General features: G+C 27.2%; 17 protein-coding genes, 1 tRNA gene and 1 riboswitch. Of the genes, 9 read left to right on the top strand and 9 right to left on the bottom strand.

Annotated elements, in window-relative coordinates:
* Window positions 1-2: 2 nt before the first annotated feature.
* The 5 genes from BCF59_RS00685 to BCF59_RS00665 all read right to left on the bottom strand — a co-directional run bounded on the left by BCF59_RS00685 (window position 3) and on the right by BCF59_RS00665 (window position 4,697).
* Window positions 3-482 (bottom strand): PTS sugar transporter subunit IIA, encoded by a 480-nt coding sequence (locus BCF59_RS00685; protein ID WP_208317569.1) that lies wholly within the window; start codon window positions 480-482, stop codon window positions 3-5.
* A gap of 2 nt (window positions 483-484) precedes the next feature.
* Window positions 485-775 (bottom strand): PTS sugar transporter subunit IIB, encoded by a 291-nt coding sequence (locus BCF59_RS00680; protein ID WP_134110232.1) that lies wholly within the window; start codon window positions 773-775, stop codon window positions 485-487.
* Window positions 776-843: 68 nt separating this feature from the next.
* Window positions 844-2,736, bottom strand: a complete 1,893-nt coding sequence (locus tag BCF59_RS00675) for a PTS ascorbate transporter subunit IIC (protein ID WP_134110864.1) — start codon at window positions 2,734-2,736, stop codon at window positions 844-846.
* 17 nt (window positions 2,737-2,753) lie between these two features.
* The gene (locus BCF59_RS00670; protein ID WP_134110229.1) at window positions 2,754-3,809 is read right to left on the bottom strand and encodes a phospho-furanose lactonase; all 1,056 of its coding nucleotides are present in this window, start codon (window positions 3,807-3,809) and stop codon (window positions 2,754-2,756) included.
* 237 nt (window positions 3,810-4,046) lie between these two features.
* The gene (locus tag BCF59_RS00665; RefSeq protein ID WP_134110226.1) at window positions 4,047-4,697 is read right to left on the bottom strand and encodes a hypothetical protein; all 651 of its coding nucleotides are present in this window, start codon (window positions 4,695-4,697) and stop codon (window positions 4,047-4,049) included.
* 180 nt (window positions 4,698-4,877) lie between these two features.
* On the opposite strand from BCF59_RS00665, the gene msrA reads away from it, so the two are divergent.
* From msrA to prmC, 3 genes are read left to right on the top strand one after another with little or no spacing between them, the layout of a single operon-like run.
* Complete coding sequence (msrA, locus tag BCF59_RS00660; RefSeq protein WP_134110223.1) at window positions 4,878-5,378, top strand: peptide-methionine (S)-S-oxide reductase MsrA; 501 nt, start codon at window positions 4,878-4,880, stop codon at window positions 5,376-5,378.
* A gap of 57 nt (window positions 5,379-5,435) precedes the next feature.
* A complete protein-coding gene (prfA, locus tag BCF59_RS00655; protein WP_134110220.1) occupies window positions 5,436-6,515 on the top strand; it encodes a peptide chain release factor 1 in 1,080 nt (359 codons plus the stop codon).
* Entirely contained in the window at window positions 6,515-7,231 is a 717-nt protein-coding gene (gene prmC, locus BCF59_RS00650) for a peptide chain release factor N(5)-glutamine methyltransferase (protein ID WP_134110217.1), read from the top strand. The genes prfA and prmC overlap by 1 nt, the downstream gene beginning before the upstream one ends.
* Before the next feature lie 31 nt (window positions 7,232-7,262).
* Here the strand turns inward: prmC and BCF59_RS00645 are convergent, their stop codons facing one another.
* From BCF59_RS00645 to ychF, 3 genes are all read right to left on the bottom strand, one after another.
* On the bottom strand, window positions 7,263-8,420 hold the full coding sequence (locus BCF59_RS00645) for a Vmc-like lipoprotein signal peptide domain-containing protein (protein WP_134110214.1): 1,158 nt from the start codon (window positions 8,418-8,420) through the stop codon (window positions 7,263-7,265).
* 204 nt (window positions 8,421-8,624) lie between these two features.
* Window positions 8,625-8,698 (bottom strand) — tRNA-Trp (locus tag BCF59_RS00640).
* 9 nt (window positions 8,699-8,707) lie between these two features.
* Window positions 8,708-9,808: a redox-regulated ATPase YchF gene (gene ychF, locus BCF59_RS00635; RefSeq protein ID WP_134110211.1), complete on the bottom strand. Its 1,101-nt coding sequence runs from the start codon at window positions 9,806-9,808 to the stop codon at window positions 8,708-8,710.
* 106 nt (window positions 9,809-9,914) lie between these two features.
* Here ychF and BCF59_RS00630 point away from each other — a divergent pair, with 106 nt between their 5' ends.
* From BCF59_RS00630 to BCF59_RS00615, 4 genes are all read left to right on the top strand, one after another.
* On the top strand, window positions 9,915-10,412 hold the full coding sequence (locus tag BCF59_RS00630) for an MAG0490 family ComEA-like DNA-binding protein (protein WP_134110208.1): 498 nt from the start codon (window positions 9,915-9,917) through the stop codon (window positions 10,410-10,412).
* Window positions 10,413-10,555: 143 nt separating this feature from the next.
* Entirely contained in the window at window positions 10,556-11,614 is a 1,059-nt protein-coding gene (locus tag BCF59_RS00625; protein ID WP_134110205.1) for a ComEC/Rec2 family competence protein, read from the top strand.
* A gap of 39 nt (window positions 11,615-11,653) precedes the next feature.
* Complete coding sequence (gene holA, locus BCF59_RS00620) at window positions 11,654-12,589, top strand: DNA polymerase III subunit delta (RefSeq protein WP_134110202.1); 936 nt, start codon at window positions 11,654-11,656, stop codon at window positions 12,587-12,589.
* Window positions 12,549-13,799, top strand: a complete 1,251-nt coding sequence (locus BCF59_RS00615) for a hypothetical protein (RefSeq protein WP_134110199.1) — start codon at window positions 12,549-12,551, stop codon at window positions 13,797-13,799. Before holA ends, BCF59_RS00615 begins: the two co-directional genes overlap by 41 nt.
* On the opposite strand, the gene BCF59_RS00610 is transcribed toward BCF59_RS00615, so the two are convergent.
* Window positions 13,796-14,734 carry a nucleotidyltransferase gene (locus BCF59_RS00610; protein ID WP_134110196.1) on the bottom strand — a complete coding sequence of 313 codons (939 nt, stop codon included), beginning with the start codon at window positions 14,732-14,734 and terminating at the stop codon, window positions 13,796-13,798. The two genes, BCF59_RS00615 and BCF59_RS00610, sit on opposite strands and share 4 nt — an antisense overlap.
* A gap of 147 nt (window positions 14,735-14,881) precedes the next feature.
* On the opposite strand from BCF59_RS00610, the gene rpmF reads away from it, so the two are divergent.
* Window positions 14,882-15,085, top strand: a complete 204-nt coding sequence (gene rpmF, locus BCF59_RS00605; RefSeq protein WP_134110193.1) for a 50S ribosomal protein L32 — start codon at window positions 14,882-14,884, stop codon at window positions 15,083-15,085.
* Between the two features lie 69 nt (window positions 15,086-15,154).
* A riboswitch (TPP riboswitch) is annotated at window positions 15,155-15,256 on the top strand.
* Between the two features lie 32 nt (window positions 15,257-15,288).
* Entirely contained in the window at window positions 15,289-16,473 is a 1,185-nt protein-coding gene (gene cypl, locus BCF59_RS00600; protein ID WP_134110190.1) for an ABC transporter thiamine pyrophosphate-binding lipoprotein p37/Cypl, read from the top strand.
* The last annotated feature ends 293 nt before the right edge of the window (window positions 16,474-16,766 follow it).

The raw sequence follows: 16,766 nt of genomic DNA, 5'->3' as shown, positions 1-16,766 counted from the left end.
CTCTAAAATGATGTGCTTTCTTGATCTGTTTTTGTGATTAAATCAAATACTTCTTGTTTAGTTTCTGCCTTCATAATAGTTTCAATATTAGTGGGGTCGCCAAAAATTTTTACAATTTGTGGTAATGCTTCTGAAGTGTGTACTTCGGCACTAGTTGCCGCTAGTGTGATTAAAACACGAACTGGTCGTTCATCATTTTCAAAGAAGACCGGCTTTGTTAAAGTAACTAATGAAAATGAATTTTTTAAAACACCAGCTTCACTTTGGGCATGCGGCATTGCTAAGTTATCGGCAATCAAATAATAAGGTCCATATTTATGTGTATTTTCAATAATTGCGTCGTAATATCTAGCTTCAACTAAGTTTTTATCAATTAAAGGTTTAACTGATAAATAAACTGCTTCTTTTCAATCTTTAGCTTCTAATCCGACATTTACAGTGTCATACTTTTTTAAAATTTTTACTAAGTTAATTGTTTCCATAATTATAAACCTAGCGCTTCTTTTAGTGCTTGTTTGATTTCGTTTTTATCCATTAAGTTGGTTACTCCAACAATTTTTGCTTTTTGATTATGATTAAATTGATCTGATAAGTGTTTTGAAGAAATAATGATATCTACTGAATTTGTCATACCGGTTGATTGACCCATTGAAAGTGCATCAACTTCGGCTTCAATGCCAAGTTCTTTCATAATATTTTGGACGGCTAATTTAATTAGCATACTTGTTCCCATTCCGTTTCCACAAGCAGCGATGATTTTTAATTTTTTATCCATGATTTTCTCCTAATAAATAATAAAATTGATTTTAAAAAGATTAGCGTTATTGCTAACCTTTTATTTGTTTAATTAGCGTTAACTAAGTTTGGTTTTAGTTTAAATGCTTTTTGTAAAAATGTTGATTTGGTTTGTGATCCATTATCTACGATTTGTCCCATAAATAGTAATCCGATAATTGCAACTCATACAAATATTCAAGCAGCAATTATATCAGATGTAGAAATTCACATTAATAAACCAAAGAATAAGTTTCAGTCCGCCATTCCAATGTATCCGGTAGCAACCGGAGAAACGAATTTAGTTAAATCTGCGGTTGAACCGTGTTTTGCTGCATCATGAGCAATTTGTAATGTTTCATTTGTAACAGCTTTTGTAGCAAAAGAAACAATTAAAATTTCTAAAAATCCTATAATTCCAGGTAATAAGATCGCAGCTTTTCATCCACCGCTTGCATTTGCGTATACTCCTAGTGATCCTGAATTAAAGAATAAAGTAATAAATAATGGAATAGCGATTGAAATAACTTGTTGGTTAGGGATTTGTGATAAACCTATCACAATACCTACTCCAATAAATTGACCGATAACCCCTGAAACAAATCCGAATGTTACCGAGTTAATTGAGAATCCATACACAGCAGCAACGTCGACTGCAACAACGGCACCAGGAATAATTTTTTCACTAATTCCATGGAATGATTGTTGAAGTTCGGTAATGAACATTCTAACTCCGGTAATAATTGCCATTAAAGCGGCAACAATTTGTAATGATCCACCAAGGATGTTTACGGCAAAGTTAGCTCCACCAAACGCTTTATTTCATTGACCGAATCCGGTTGTAAAACTTGTTCATGTTTTATTAATAATTGCTCCATCTACTAATTTAGTATTTACAGCAGCTGCTGATACAGAATGATTGTTAGCATCAACGATGTGTGGTAATGGTGCAGTTGATAAAACAACAATGAATAATACTAAGAATAAAGCAAAGATAATAATAGTTTGAGTGAAGATGTTGTCTTCAAAAATTTTGAGATAAGATGGTAATTTTTTATTTTCTGCTGAATCTTCTTTTTTACCAAAGAATCTACCTAATTTATATGTAGCGGCGATTGCTAACATTTGTTGGTGTCCGATAGAAAATCCTGCATTTTGTGTAACTGCGTTAGTTCCTTTGGTGGTTGCGGTTGAAGCAGTAGCTCAGTAAATTCCGAGAATAATACCAGACATAACTACTAAACCAACTTGGTGACCAATTGGGATTGACCCGGTGAAAATTTGTAAATTACCAAATAAAATAATGTATAAGATTGTGGTTACAACGGCACTTTGTTGTAACATAACGTGTCCTGTGATCATTAAACTATTTGTGTTAGTTCATCTTTTGAGTGCAACCATTATAATGTTGATTGCGTATGCAAAGATGAATGTGAATGAAATTAATGATACATAATTATTGTCACCGAATGCCGATTCAAAGAAAGTATTAGCACTTGATAAGGCAAAGTAAGGATCTAATGGTACCACTTTGATACTGTCGCCACCTGCATGACTAATTGTATCAAAAACAGGTTTTGCTAACGAAATCAAAGCACCAGATCCTATAGCTAATAATAAGTAACCAATAATGGTTTTAAGCATTCCGATAAAAGATTGTCTAAGACCGCGACCCATAACTAGATAACCAACAAAAGTTAGTGAACCAAGTAATAGGGCGGGTACTTTGAAGAAGTTATCCATATAAACTTTATTAAATAAGAACAAGAAAGCATCTTTTGCGGCTTCGTTAGTTCATGGAGTAATTAATTTGGTTATAGTGCCATCACCTTTAATAATTGGGCTTGGAAATGCAGTTTTTACTAACATTGTCACCAAAATAATGGTTATGTTAATTACTGCAAATATGCTTCACCCGATGATTAAACCAATCTTCTTCTTTTTGTTAAGTTTTTTAATCATCATTCCTTCCGAAAATTTTATTTAACTTTTAAAAGTTTTTTTAATTCTAACACTCTTGGGTTTACTTTTGATAAATCAAATTTTCTTGGTTCATCAAATGTTAAGATTTCTCTTGGATTATTTATTAACATATCGTCAATAGCTTCTTGGCTAACTCCTACTTGTTTAAGTAATGGGAGAAATCTATCAAATAAATAACCTAACCCAAAAGTTTGTTTTCCTTTTTCTAGACCATAGTGTCTTTGATATAAAATTCTACCTGCATCTAAAGATAAGGTAATGTGTTTTTGCAATCCTTTATCTACTAAATATTTAATATTTTCAGCTAAAGTTGCATCGCTATAGTATTTAACTCTATCAGGTCCATCAAAACACAAAGATACTCCAAGTTCTTTAATTATTTTTTCATAGTAGTATTTATCTGGGTTTTTATTTAAATGTGATAATTGAATTTTTTTAGGATTTGCTCCAAAGTCAATTAAATGTTGTGCAGCTTCATAAGCCATTGTTCCAAGTTGAGTGTGCACTAAAATTGGTGCCCCTGTTTCAATACTTGAGCGCGCAGCAACTTCAAGTGATTTTAATTCCAATCTATCAATTGCTGCATAACCGGTTCCGGCCTTAATGATTCCGGCTTTTGATTTTGATCTTTTTACAACTGGACCACTATAATTTAGTTCATCCATTCCGACTTCAATTTCGGCCTTAACCATTTCAACAATGTCATCGATTGGTGCCAAAGCCAATCACGAAGCACCTTTGTCATAAAAAGCAGCTTTATGAAAACCGGTAGCCATAATAATATGAGCTTTGCCTTTAAGTTTTTCTGCAATCTCTAACATTCTATGAACATCCCTACCAACATTAGGTGGATCCATAGTAACCATAGTTTTACCACCTTTTGCAATATATTCATCCATTTCTTTTAATGCCGCATCGATTGATAACATAACAAAATCTGGATGTTCGTGTGCTTCAGGTCCATAATTTTTAATTAAGTGATCATGGCAATCTACAACACCTAATTCAACTGGATCGATATCTCCTAAGACGGTTCTTGCGAATTTTTTCATCTAATCTCCTTCAATATTTTTGATATATTTATAGTTTATTATTTTGTTTTAATTTAAATAATATCTTTTAAATATATTCTTACTCTTATCATACTCCAAACATTTTAAAATAACATAAAAAAAGTTAAAAATCCAATAAAATTGTCAAAATGTGGAAAAAATACCACATTTGTTAATGAAAAAAGAATATTTAAATAAAAACACCTAATTAATGGATTAGGTATTTTTGATTAATGTTTAAATAAATGCCTGTATTTCTTTTCAAATTTGTTGAATTTCAGATAAGTTATCTTTGTTTTGATTTCATTTTTGTTGATATTTCTCAACATTAGGATTCTTCTTTGTTGCCGCAGGGATATTTTTAAATATTTGATTTAATTGTGCAAGAATTTTATAAATATTTTCTAATTGTGTGGTGTTATCTAACATTTCTTTAATTTTTTTTGCATAATATTCTTGGATTTGTTTTTTGAAATTTTGCATAAAATCGGTTTGCTCTTTAACATCTTGACCAAAATTTTGTAAATAATTTTCAACCTTTTTTTGCTCTTTAATATTTATTTCTTTTTTAATTTCGTTAATAATAAGTTCAAATTGTTGAAATTTTTGTTCGTTAGTTAAATCATTATTTTTTAACATTTGATTTTTGCGCTCATCTAAATTAAAGATAAAAGTTTTTTCATTTTTATCTTTTCCGATCTCCCTTTTTAAGTCAATATATTGCTTGTTATATGCTCGAAATTTAATTTCTTCTGGCGTAAAAGAATCAACTAGTTTTAAATTGTAAGTTGGTACTGCTATTGCAGCAGATATTGAGGTCGCAATAGCAGTAAATGCAAAGCCATAAAGCGAAATCTTGATTATCTTATGTTTTTGTTTTTTAGTCATAATTTTTCCTAAAATAATATATATGATGTTTATATTATATATGTTTTGATCTGTTAAATAAAAAGTTAATTTATTTCAGTTAATTAACTTGACATATCAAGAAGATTTTAGGATAAAAATTTAGAAATTTTGTTTTAAAATTTGTTAATATTTAATTATATATGCTAAGAAAGGAAGAAAATGAAAAAAGAAATTTATTTAGCTGGTGGTTGTTTCTGGGGTGTGCAGGCTTATTTTCAAAGAATAAAAGGTGTTTTAGAAACAAGTGTGCATTATCTTAATGGTGGTTTTGAAGGTGTGAGTTATCGTGAAGTTTGTGATAGTTCATCGCATGTAGAGGCAGTGAGAATTATTTATGATGACGTAGTTTTGACACCTAAAAACATTTTTGAATTATTTTTAAATATTATTAACCCATATTCATTAAATAAACAGGGGAATGATAAAGGTGTTCAATATCGCATTGGAATTTATAGTCGTGATTTAGAATTACGTAATGAATTTCAATTTTTAAATGATGTTTTTCAAAAGCAACAACAGCGTAATAATTACATTGAGATTATGGATGTTTATGATGATACAAGGGCTGAAGAATATCATCAAAATTACTTATTAAAGAATCCTAATGGTTATTGTCATATTAGTTTAAATGATATTCCGGATAAGTATCTAAAAAATTAAAAAAGCAGTTTTCTTAATCAAAAAGAAACTGCTTTTTTGTGATAAAATAAAAATACTATGGAACAAACAATGTATAAATCACTTTATCAAATCAAACAAAAATATGAAGAATTAGAGAATGCTTTATTGAAACCTGATGTTATCTCTGATATTAAAAAGTACAATAAAATTAATAAAGAAATCAATTCAATTAAGGAAATTGTAATGACTTTTAATCAATATTTATTAGCTGAAGAAAACCAAAAACAAGCTAAAGAAATCTTAAATATTGAAAAGGATGAAGATTTATTATCATTTGCAAAACAAGAAATTCAAGATGTAGAGAACACAATGTATGAATTAACTAAAAAATTAAAGGTTTTAATTTTGCCAAAAGACGAAAATGACGACCGTGATGTTATCGTTGAAATCCGTGGTGCCGCAGGTGGAGATGAAGCCAATATTTTTGCCGGTGATTTATATCGTATGTATTCAAAATGATGTGCACAAAATAATATGAAAACAACTTTATTAGATTCTATAACTGCTGAAGCTGGTGGTTTTACATTAGTTACTTTTGCTGTTAAAGGCGAAAAACCATATTCAAAACTTAAATTTGAATCCGGAGTACATCGTGTGCAACGTATTCCGGTTACTGAAACAAAGGGTAGAGTACATACCTCTACTGCAACAGTTACTGTTATGCCTGAAATTGATGATGATGTAGAAATTGAAGTAAAAAATGAAGATATTCGTATCGATGTTTTTCGTTCTAGCGGAAATGGTGGACAATCAGTCAATACTACTGATTCGGCAGTTCGTATTACACACTTTTCTTCAGGAATTGTAGTATCTTGTCAAGAGGGAAAAAGTCAAATTCAAAATAAAGAAATAGCAATGCGGATTTTAAAATCAAAATTATATGATATAGAAATTAAAAAGAAACAAGAAGAAGAATCTGCGTTTCGCAAGTTAGCTGGTTCGGGTGCTCGTGCCGAAAAAATTCGTACTTATAATTATCCACAAGATCGCGTTACTGACCATCGTATTAGTTATTCAACTTCTTTATTTCCGGTGATGGAAGGCAAACTAAATACTATTATTGATGCTCTATTAGCAGAAGAACAAAATGAAAAAATTAAAGAAGCAGGAATTTAATGCCGACAGTAGAAAATTTGCTACTTGAAAAAAGAAGATATGGTCTTAAACAAACCGTATCTTCTTTTGAAAAAAAATTATTAAAAAAAGGAATGCCGGTACAAAAAATTATAGGTTATATAGAAATGGCTGGCGTTCTTATTGATTTAAGTTTTGATGTCTTAATTCCAAGATATGAAACAGAAGAATTAATATATTTGGTTTTTGATGCTTATACTAAAGATGCAAAATTAAAAATATTAGATTTATGTTGTGGTTCTGGTTTTATTGGTTTAGCGCTTAAAAAACACTTTTTTAATTCGTGTTTAGACTTATCGGATATTTCGTTGCATAGCGTTTTGCAATCTAAACTTAATGCAAAAAATAATAAATTAAATGTTAATGTTATTCAATCTGATTTATTCGAAAATATAAATAATAAATATGATATTATAGTATGTAATCCGCCTTATATTTCTTTTAATGAGCAGTTAGATCATTCAGTTTTAGATTTTGAACCACATTTAGCGTTATTTGCTAATGATGATGGTTTATATTTTTATAAACAAATTTTAAAACAAGCGCCAACGTATTTGAAAAATACAGCAAAAGTTTTTTTTGAAATTAATCCTTTACATTTAAATTGATGAAAGGAACAAAAAAAGTTTTATGATTTAGAAATTCTTAATGATTTAAGTAATAGGGCGCGTTTTGTGATTTGACATTATAAAAAATAATCCTTTGTGAGGATTATTTTTTATAAGCTTATTAAGCTGCTGGTGTTGATGGTTGGGTTGTTGTTGTAGGTTGATTAGTAGTTTTTGGGGTATTTGTTGGTTGAACTGTTTTTGGGGTAGGTTTTACTTTTTGTGCTTTATCTATTGGTTTTGTAGAGAATGTATTTTTACTTCCTTTAATGTTTGCTTCAGAGTAAACAATTTTTTGACTACCATCTTTTTTGAAAAATGTAAATGTGTAAAAGCTATCTTTATTTAATGCGTTTTTATTTGTTGCATCAAAAGTAAAGAATAGACGATATTCACCAGATTTTGTTGGATCTTGTGTTTCGTCAGCTGTTGCTTCAGCTTTAACAATTTGACCATTTGGTTTTAAGGTATTATCATCTAAACCTCTAACTTCGGTTGCTATTGCAACTCATTCACCGGTAACACCTACTAATGGTTGTGCGTGAAGTCCGAATGTAAAACTACCATCACTTTTTGCTAAATAATTTTCATCTCTAGCGGCCGGATGTAAAAATTCGATTTTTTGAACCGCTGCAGTATTTGCTTGAACACCATATTTGGTTGGATCTATTGTTTGATCATTTAAAATCTTTGTAGAGAAGATATTTTTTTTGTTTTGAATGTTTTCATTTGAATAAACAATTCTTTCGCTTCCATCATTTTTATAGAACTCAAAAGTATAGAATGAATCTACATCTAATGCATTGTTATGTGTAGCGTCAAAAGTGAAAAATAAACGTGGTTCATGTTTTAAAGGATCTTTAGTTGTGTCGGCAGTTGCTGTAGCTTTTTTGATTGATAATGGTTCTACTGGTGTATTATCATTTTGTTCTTTAACTTTAATTGCAAAAGCTGTTCATTCACCGGTTGCATTTGTTAATGGTTTTTCGTGTAAGCCAAATGTAAAACTACCATCTGAATGCATATAGTTTTCAGCAGTAGCGGCTGGATATAAGAATGTTCTTGTTCCAACTGAGTTCTTTAAATTAATACCATTTGCTGCTAAGTCAACTTTTGTAGTAACTTGTGCTTTTGACACTAATTTCACAACTTCATCATTTGTTTTAACATTTTTGTTTGTATTTGTTTGTTGGTTTCCACATGCGGCCGCTACTGAAGTAGCAGTAGCAAGCGACAATGTCGAAGATATAAAGAATCATAATTTTTTCTTTGTTTTCATAATTCCTTTCTTTTAAACTTACATATAAATAAGTTTAAAAATATAAATAAATGTAATTTTATTATTACAAAAAAGAAAAAATAATTATAGTTTTTTTTTTTTTTTTTTTGAAACAAAATTTTAGAAAAAATTAAAACAAGGCTATTTTATAATTTTAAAGTATTAAAAAGTTCCCAAAAATAGGAACTTTGATCAATGTTGATTTGGCGGGGGTTAAAGGAATCGAACCCTTATCCTCAGTTTTGGAGACTGTCATAATACCACTATACTAAACCCCCAAAATTTGGTTATTTACCAAATTTAAAGTGACAGACATCGCCATCTTGCATAATATATGATTTGCCTTCTTGTCGCATTTTTCCTGTGTTTTTAGCACCAAGTTCACCACCGCAATTAATGTAGTCTTGATAAGAAATTACTTCAGCTTTAATAAATTTTTTTTCAAAATCACTATGAATGATTCCGGCACATTTTGGAGCATTTCAACCATTAACAAATACTCAAGCACGAGCTTCCATTTCGCCTGCAGTAAAATATGTTTTTAGATTTAGTAAATTAAAAGCTTGTTTGGTTAGTAAATCTAAACCACTGGTGGTGATTCCGTATGCTTGTAAAAATTCGTTTTTTTCGCTTTCATCTTCAATTTCAATTAATTCTGATTCAATTTTTACCGAAATTGGTATTACTGTTTCATAATCTTTTAATGAATCTTTTAAATTATTAAACATTGTATCGTTTGATAGGTTTAAAAGTTGTTCATTACTTAAATTAGCGACATAGATAATTGGTTTATGTGTTAAAAGATGGTAACCTTTAACATATTTTAATTCGCTTTCATCTAAAACTACTTCTCGTACAGGAATTTCTCGTTCTAAAGCTAATTTAATTTTAAGTGCTGCGTTTTGTTCAATTAGAGCTTCTTTATCACCGGATTTTGCTTTTTTGGCAACACGATTTAAAACGTTGTTTATCGTTTCTAAATCAGCTAAAATTAGTTCTGTATTAATCACATCTTTATCACGAATTGGATCTACTGAATTAGCAACATGCATTATGTTTTTATCTAAAAAACAACGAATTACATGAATGATTGCGTCAACTTCTCGAATGTTTGCTAAAAATTTATTTCCTAAACCCTCACCTTTGGATGCGCCTTGAACTAAACCGGCAATGTCTACAAAATCAAAAGTTGCTCAAATTATTTTTTTTGGATTAACTAATTTAGCGATTTCTTTTAATCTAGGATCTATTAAAGGAACTGACGAAACATTAGGTTCAATAGTTGTGAATGCATAGTTGCTTGCTTCAACTTGTTTACGTGTAATTGCACTAAATAAAGTACTTTTACCTACGTTTGGTAAACCGACAATTCCCGCTTTTAATGACATATAACTCCTTCGAATGAAATTTTACTTTAAAAATAAGAAATTTAAAAAAATAGTTCTTTTTTGGTTTATAAAATGTTCGTATTAAAAATTTTTTTATAAGCAAAGTATGAAACAAAAAATATTTAAATACATTATTTTAATAATTTTCTTCTTTACAATCATAGGAACGGTTGGATATTATACTTTTCAAAAATCCACTCAAAACATCGAAAGGAAGGAAATTACGAAATCTAAGCGTTATATTTTAAAAGGGGCATTTAAGCATCCAGGAGTGCATGAAAGTGCGAAACATCTAACGTATCGTGAATTATTTTTTATTAATAAGGTGATGCCACAAGGTGATACCTCTGCATTTAATTTGGATGATTTGGCTGTTGAAAACAAAGAAATTTATGTTCCATTTAAAGACTATAAATTAAATTGAGAAGATCTTAGAGATGATAGTCAATTAATTTTGTTTGGTATAGGTAAAGGTTATGCAAAAAAGATTTTTGATTTTAAAGAACAAAAAGGGAAACAGGTTTCATGAAACGATATTTCCAAAATTTCTGGTATTGGCCCAAAAACAATAGAAAAATTAAAAACCTTTTTGATTCTAGAATAGCATCATTTAATGCATTCTTAATCATAAGTGTTTTTTATGTATTGTTAAATGATTTCAATTGAAATTTATTAGGTTTTTGAGTTGTTTGTTTTAGTATTCAAATTTACTTTTTGCGACTATATATCATATGAATAATTTCGTTTTTGCTAATATTGCTATTATTTTATCAAATTAAGAATTTACTTTATACATTTTGATATGACAAAGAAATTAATGCAAACTTTCAAGTTATTGGAATAAAAAATAAGATAATAGAAGTAAGAAACTATTTTAATCTTAAATTTTCAGTTACTAATTTGCAAAAACAAGATTTTCATTTGTATCAATTTTTAAATATTCAAGGAATTTTAAACAAAGAAAAACATCAAATCATAATAAAACAAACTACAGAACTCACTAATTGAGATTTTAGACATTGACTTTTTAAATTTTATTCAGGATATGATGGTTATAAACAAACACTTATACCAATGACTTTTGGTTATACTTACGGTGAATCTCAATTATTATCTGATGTTAGTGAAATAGGTATTCTACATATTTTGATTATTAGTGGTTTTCATTTTAATATTATTTATGCAGTATTTGAAAGGATTTTTAAAAAACATAAATGAATTGCAACAGTTTTTATATGAATTTATTGGTTTGTGTGTAGTTGAAGTTTTTCAGTAAATCGTGCTTTTATGTTTAAAACGATCCCAAAAAAGAAAATTTTTGCAAAAAATGAAAATAGATACTTATTTATTGCTTTTATATGTTTATTAATAAATAATCAAAATTATGTTGGTATAGGACTTTTTATAACTTTTTCATTAAGTTATTTACTTTTATTTACCAAGAATTTCAAAACGTTTAAAGATAGAGTTTATATTTCATTCTTTTTATGATTTATTTCTGTGTTATTTATAAGTTTTTTAAGTAAACAAATTAACCTTTTATCAATTTTTATTGCTCCATTATTTGGTTTGATATATGAAGTAATTTTATTGTTATCTTTAATATTATTTTGATTCCCAATTATTGGATATTTATTATCGGCAAGTATCATGAATATTATTTATCTTCTTAAAAAATTTGTTATCGCTATAAATTTAGATTTTATTTTTAATAAAGAAATTATTGTTGTGATGTTGTATAAAAGTTGCTTAGGAGTTATGTATTATTTCAAATTTAGAGAAGCGAAAGTTTTAATGAATAAATAAGTTGTTATATTAAAAAAAATAATTTATTATAATAATTTTATGTATTTTTTATATAGTGAAGAAGAGTTTTTTATAGAGCGTGAATTAAATAAATTTAAACAAGATTTTCATCAAGAAAATATTTTTATATATCGTGAAAATTATGAAATTAACGAAATTTTAGAACAAATTTTGTTTGAAAATCTATTTGAGGAAAAAAAATTATTTATAATTTATAACCTTCCTTACTTTAGTACAACTAAATTAACAGAAAAAAATTTGCAAAGCATAGAGACGTTTAAAAAAATATTTTCTAAAGTTTTAAAAAATAAAGTTATTTTTGTTTTAAATCAAGCGAACTATGCAAAGAATGAATTTACTGAGTTTATTAAAAATACCTTTCAATGTTTAAACTTTGAAAAACTAAGTCGTTTACAAGTAAGGGAACAAATAAAAGAATATATAAAAAATAAAAATTGTAAAATTTCACAAAGTGACTTAATTTATCTTTTAGAAAAATTACCTGATAATTTATCTATTATCTTAAAAGAAGTTGATAAAATAACCCAATCAAGTTCAATAATTGACATAAAAGTAATTGATGATTTTGTTTTTGAATATAGGATTAATAATCCTTTTGCATTGTCAAATGCATTAGAAACTGGAGATTTAGGTAAAATATTTAGTAAATTTGTAGAAAGAATAAAAGAAGGGGAAAGTGAAATGGTTTTGCTAGTTCAAATTTTTAATATTTTTAGTATTACTGAGAATATTTATCAATACAAAAAAATGATGCTAAGTGATAACGAAATTATGTTCAAATTAAAATTACAAGATTGAAGATATCGTAAATTTTTGAATATTATTAAATTATATGGTATAGAAAAAATAAGAAATATTTTACTTAATTTAGCTATATTAGATTTGCAACTCAAAAGTGAGGGGGTAGGAGCTAATGTATTATTTGAAACATTCTTGGTCACAAACTTCTCATAATTTTGATAATTCTCATTATATTTTTTTAGACATTGATATTATCACTAAAACTAATTCAGAAAAAAATAATGAATATTTTCAAGAACTATATTTGAAATTAAAAAACACTAAGGATTCCGGTTCTAAATTTGTTTTAGTTATTCCTGATATTTATTTATATTTTTATAATCAAGATTTCTTATATTTAGATAAAATGTCTAAATTTTCTGTTGAAAATAAAAAAGAAAAAGAAAAAAAACTAAATATTTTAAGAGATTTCATAAATGAAATTAATTCATTCGTAAATATTTCAATTATTTGTGAATTAGATTTTATGAACATCTTTAACATTCCAAAAGTAATTCAAAAAAAAATAAGCCAAGAAATAGAAATAAATGATGAAACAATAGAAAAAACAGCTACAAATACTAAGTTTATAATTTTGGATGATATGGTAGCAACAAAAAAATATGATGTCAATGAAATTGCAATGGGTGGCGAATTAATTGTTGAAAACCTCAAGACAATAGTCATTGAGCTTAGAAAAATTTTTAATATTAGTGGGATATTAATAAAAAATATTGCTTCGGAATTAAAGGGAGCAAAAAAAGAAAATAGTTTAAAATCATACGAAAACACTAAATCAGCACTTAGTTTTTTCACCACTAAATATAATATTGAATTATATATTTATGAAGATAATATAGCAGATTTTAAACATTTTGAATCTAGTGGTATTTTTAGTGGATATTTTTATAAATTTATCACTACATCAAATTTTTTATTAACTATAAAAGATATTTTAAAATGTTTTAAAACCTCTTATATTCCGGTTTTTTCATTACAAGATTTTTTTATATTTGAAAAATATGGATATTTTTACTTAATAGATAAAATAAAAATGTTGATTAAACTTATTGGTTTTTCACCAATTGATTTTGGTTTTGTTTACATTCAACAAAAACAACAAATTGAACAAACGCATCCACTATATCAAATTAATTATTATGATATTTTAAATACCTTCATAATTAAACAAATTGAACAAAAAACCTATTACTTTCACTTTCCGGTAGCTCGCAGTGTTAGTATCAAGATAACATCAAAATTATTTGATTCAAATTTATTATTTGTCAAATTATATATAGATACAACAAAAAAACAAATTTTAGTTAATAATAGTGATTTTAGTTTGCAAAATATAGAACCATACAATATCAAAACTTTTTAGTTAATATTATATTTTTTAATTTTTAAAAGAACATACAAATATGTTCGTTTTATGCGACTTGCTGTATACCTTTTGCTTATACAAGCATTTATAAAAGCCTCATAATTTGGTAAATTTATATTTTTTTTAAATAAATTTTCTATCCCCTCATTAACCATATGAAATTGTGCTATTTCCTGTGCTGAGAGTTTAGAAACTATTTTTTGAAACTTTGGGTAAGTGTTTTCAATTAAATACTTTGGTTTAATTTTATTTAGTTTAAATGGTGAATATTGTTCAATGTTTAAATTGTTTTTTAACATTTGTCTTAATTTGCTCGCGCTAGCAAAACTACCGCTTATTTCTTCAGAGTGAAATCCTATTGTTCTTTTAATTACAATTGGTGTGATATTTAAATTATTATTGACAATGATTTTTACATACTCCAAGCCTAATATATCATTAGGTTGATTAATTTGATATCCACAAAGCTTACTTAATGCTAAACTTGTAGCCTTAGGAAAACTATTTCCTTTTTGTTTTAGATATTTTTTAACCAATTCATTATACAAATTTGAATTATTTTTAATAATATTTGCAATTTGTATAAAAATATTTATGTCACTAGTTTCTGAACCAAAAACTAAGTAATTAATCTTTTGTTTTGAAAGTAGTTTAATTGCTTCGGAGGCAAAAATATGTGCTGCTTGAGCAGAAATTTTTGTTTTTAACTTAATTACCTTATTTACACCATATTTTTTAGCCATTAATTTTCTTTTTCAGAAAGGTATGCAAATAATTTCGCCGCGTTGTGAATATTTTTCAGACATTGCTATAATAATTTTGCTATCAGGAAAATTTTCTTTAATTCAATTTAATTGATAAATATGACCATTATGCATAGGATTATATTCTACAACAATGCCTATTTTTATATTTTTGCTTACAGATTTCATAATTCATATTATAATTATTTTTACCTAATTATGGTTATTTTAAATTTCATATTAAATTTATTTATAAAATAAATAATTTTTAATATAATTGAAAAGCTATTGAAATCATCAACGATTTCTTAAAAAAAGACCACAAAAGGAGGAACCGTGGCTATTGTACCAAAACGTAAAACATCTAAACAACGTAAACACAAAAGACAAACACATAGTGCTTTAGATTTACCAAATTTAGTAAAATGCACCAATTGTTCTGAGTTAATTGAACAGCACGTGGCATGCAGATATTGTGGTTTTTACAAAGGCGAAAAAGTTAAACACTTTGTTGCATTGAACGATAGAATTCAAAAATAATTATTTGATATGAAAACAACTGATATACAGTTGTTATTTTTTATAAATTTTATTATTTTAGTATAATAAATATGTGGACAGAGGTACTTGTAGTACGTTACTACAGGTTGAGAAATACTCTTATTAGCCGATCTAGGTAATGCTAGCGTGGCGAGTCTTTCTTGTATATTTTTTTCTGTCCTATATTATATGTAGGAGAAAAAATGAAATTTAAAAAACTATTAACAACTTCAATTATATCAGTAACGGCATTATCGTTTGCTATTACTGTTTCGTGCGCTCAACAAAATAGAAATCGTAATATTATTAAACTTAATTTAACGTCACCTTATGATTTATCACCTAATGAAATTAGCAATTTGAAGGTTGATTTTGAAAACAAACTCAATACTCAATTAGTTACACAAGGTTCAAAACTTAAAGTTAAAATTAATTTTAAAAGTACTGATGATTATGTTATCAATGCAGATGAGATTAAAAAAGATGTCGCCGATGTCGCCTTTGTATCTGCAGGCAGTTTATTGACTAAAAAAACTGATATTTTAAACGCTGGTTTAAAAATTAAATTACAAACTTTGACCAAACAATTTAATGGTGATATTGAATATGATTTTAATTCTCAACAATCAAAAGGCGGATATTCTGATGGTAGTGAAAATGACGATTTAAGGAAAATTGCAAAAGCAGAAAATGATTTGTTTCACCGTATTCCACGCGATAAGTGAGATGATACAACGGCTGGAAATAAATGAAATGGTTCAATTTATGAAGCGTTTTATAATGAGTCTTTAGTGCCATATCAACGCGGTGCGATAATTTTAGTAGGAACTGATCAACAAATTACTGAAATTAAAGATGCCTGAGATAAAAAAGATTTAAAGAAATTTATAAAATTCGGAATAGTGTTTGGAGATACTGACTCTGGGTCTAAGTATATTCTTCCTGAAGCTCTACTTAAAAAACATTTTGGTTCAGAATTCACTTCATTAGCCAAATTGGCAACATCAAATAATTATAAAAATAGCTTTGTTAAAGGTAAATTAAAACAAATGAATGAACCTAATTTTTCAAATAAACACATATTCTTTGATAATGAAGGTTCATATGCTTACACTAAATTTAAAGCAAATAAAGATGCATTTGAAGTGAAAAGAAAAAATGAAAAAATAGAAATTTTTTCAGTAACGGATGTCTTACCTTATAATGTTGGTTTATTTAATTCAAATTTAAGCGATGAATCAATTAAACAACTTTCAAATGCACTAATTGCACTTTCAACAAAGAAAAACGACCCTTGAGGACCAAAAGTTGGTTTTAATTCATATAGAATTATACAGAATGCAGAAACAGAATTCTGAAGGGTCATTAAAAATACTATCGGTAAATAATGTTATTCTTTGAAGATGTTTTTAATCATATTAATTTATGAACTATTTATAGTTTCTTAATAAAAAAGCAAAAAATACAAGTTTTTGCTTTTTGTCTATACTTCGTATTATGAAATTTTAAAAATATCTTATGTTTGCTAAATAATAAAATTTTTAAACTATATAAATTAAAACATGACAAAAGTGTTTGTTATGAATAAAACACGATTTTTTAATAAAATTTTTCAACGCAATTTTATTAAATGATGTTTAATTATAGTATCTTTAAGTTTTTTATGTTATTTCTTATATAG

Origin of the sequence: Mycoplasmopsis mustelae (genome assembly GCF_004365095.1) — a bacterium.
GTDB lineage: Bacteria > Bacillota_I > Bacilli_A > Mycoplasmatales > Metamycoplasmataceae > Mycoplasmopsis > Mycoplasmopsis mustelae.
Note: the sequence above shows the minus strand (reverse complement) of the source record. Positions and strands in the feature narration are given on the sequence as shown.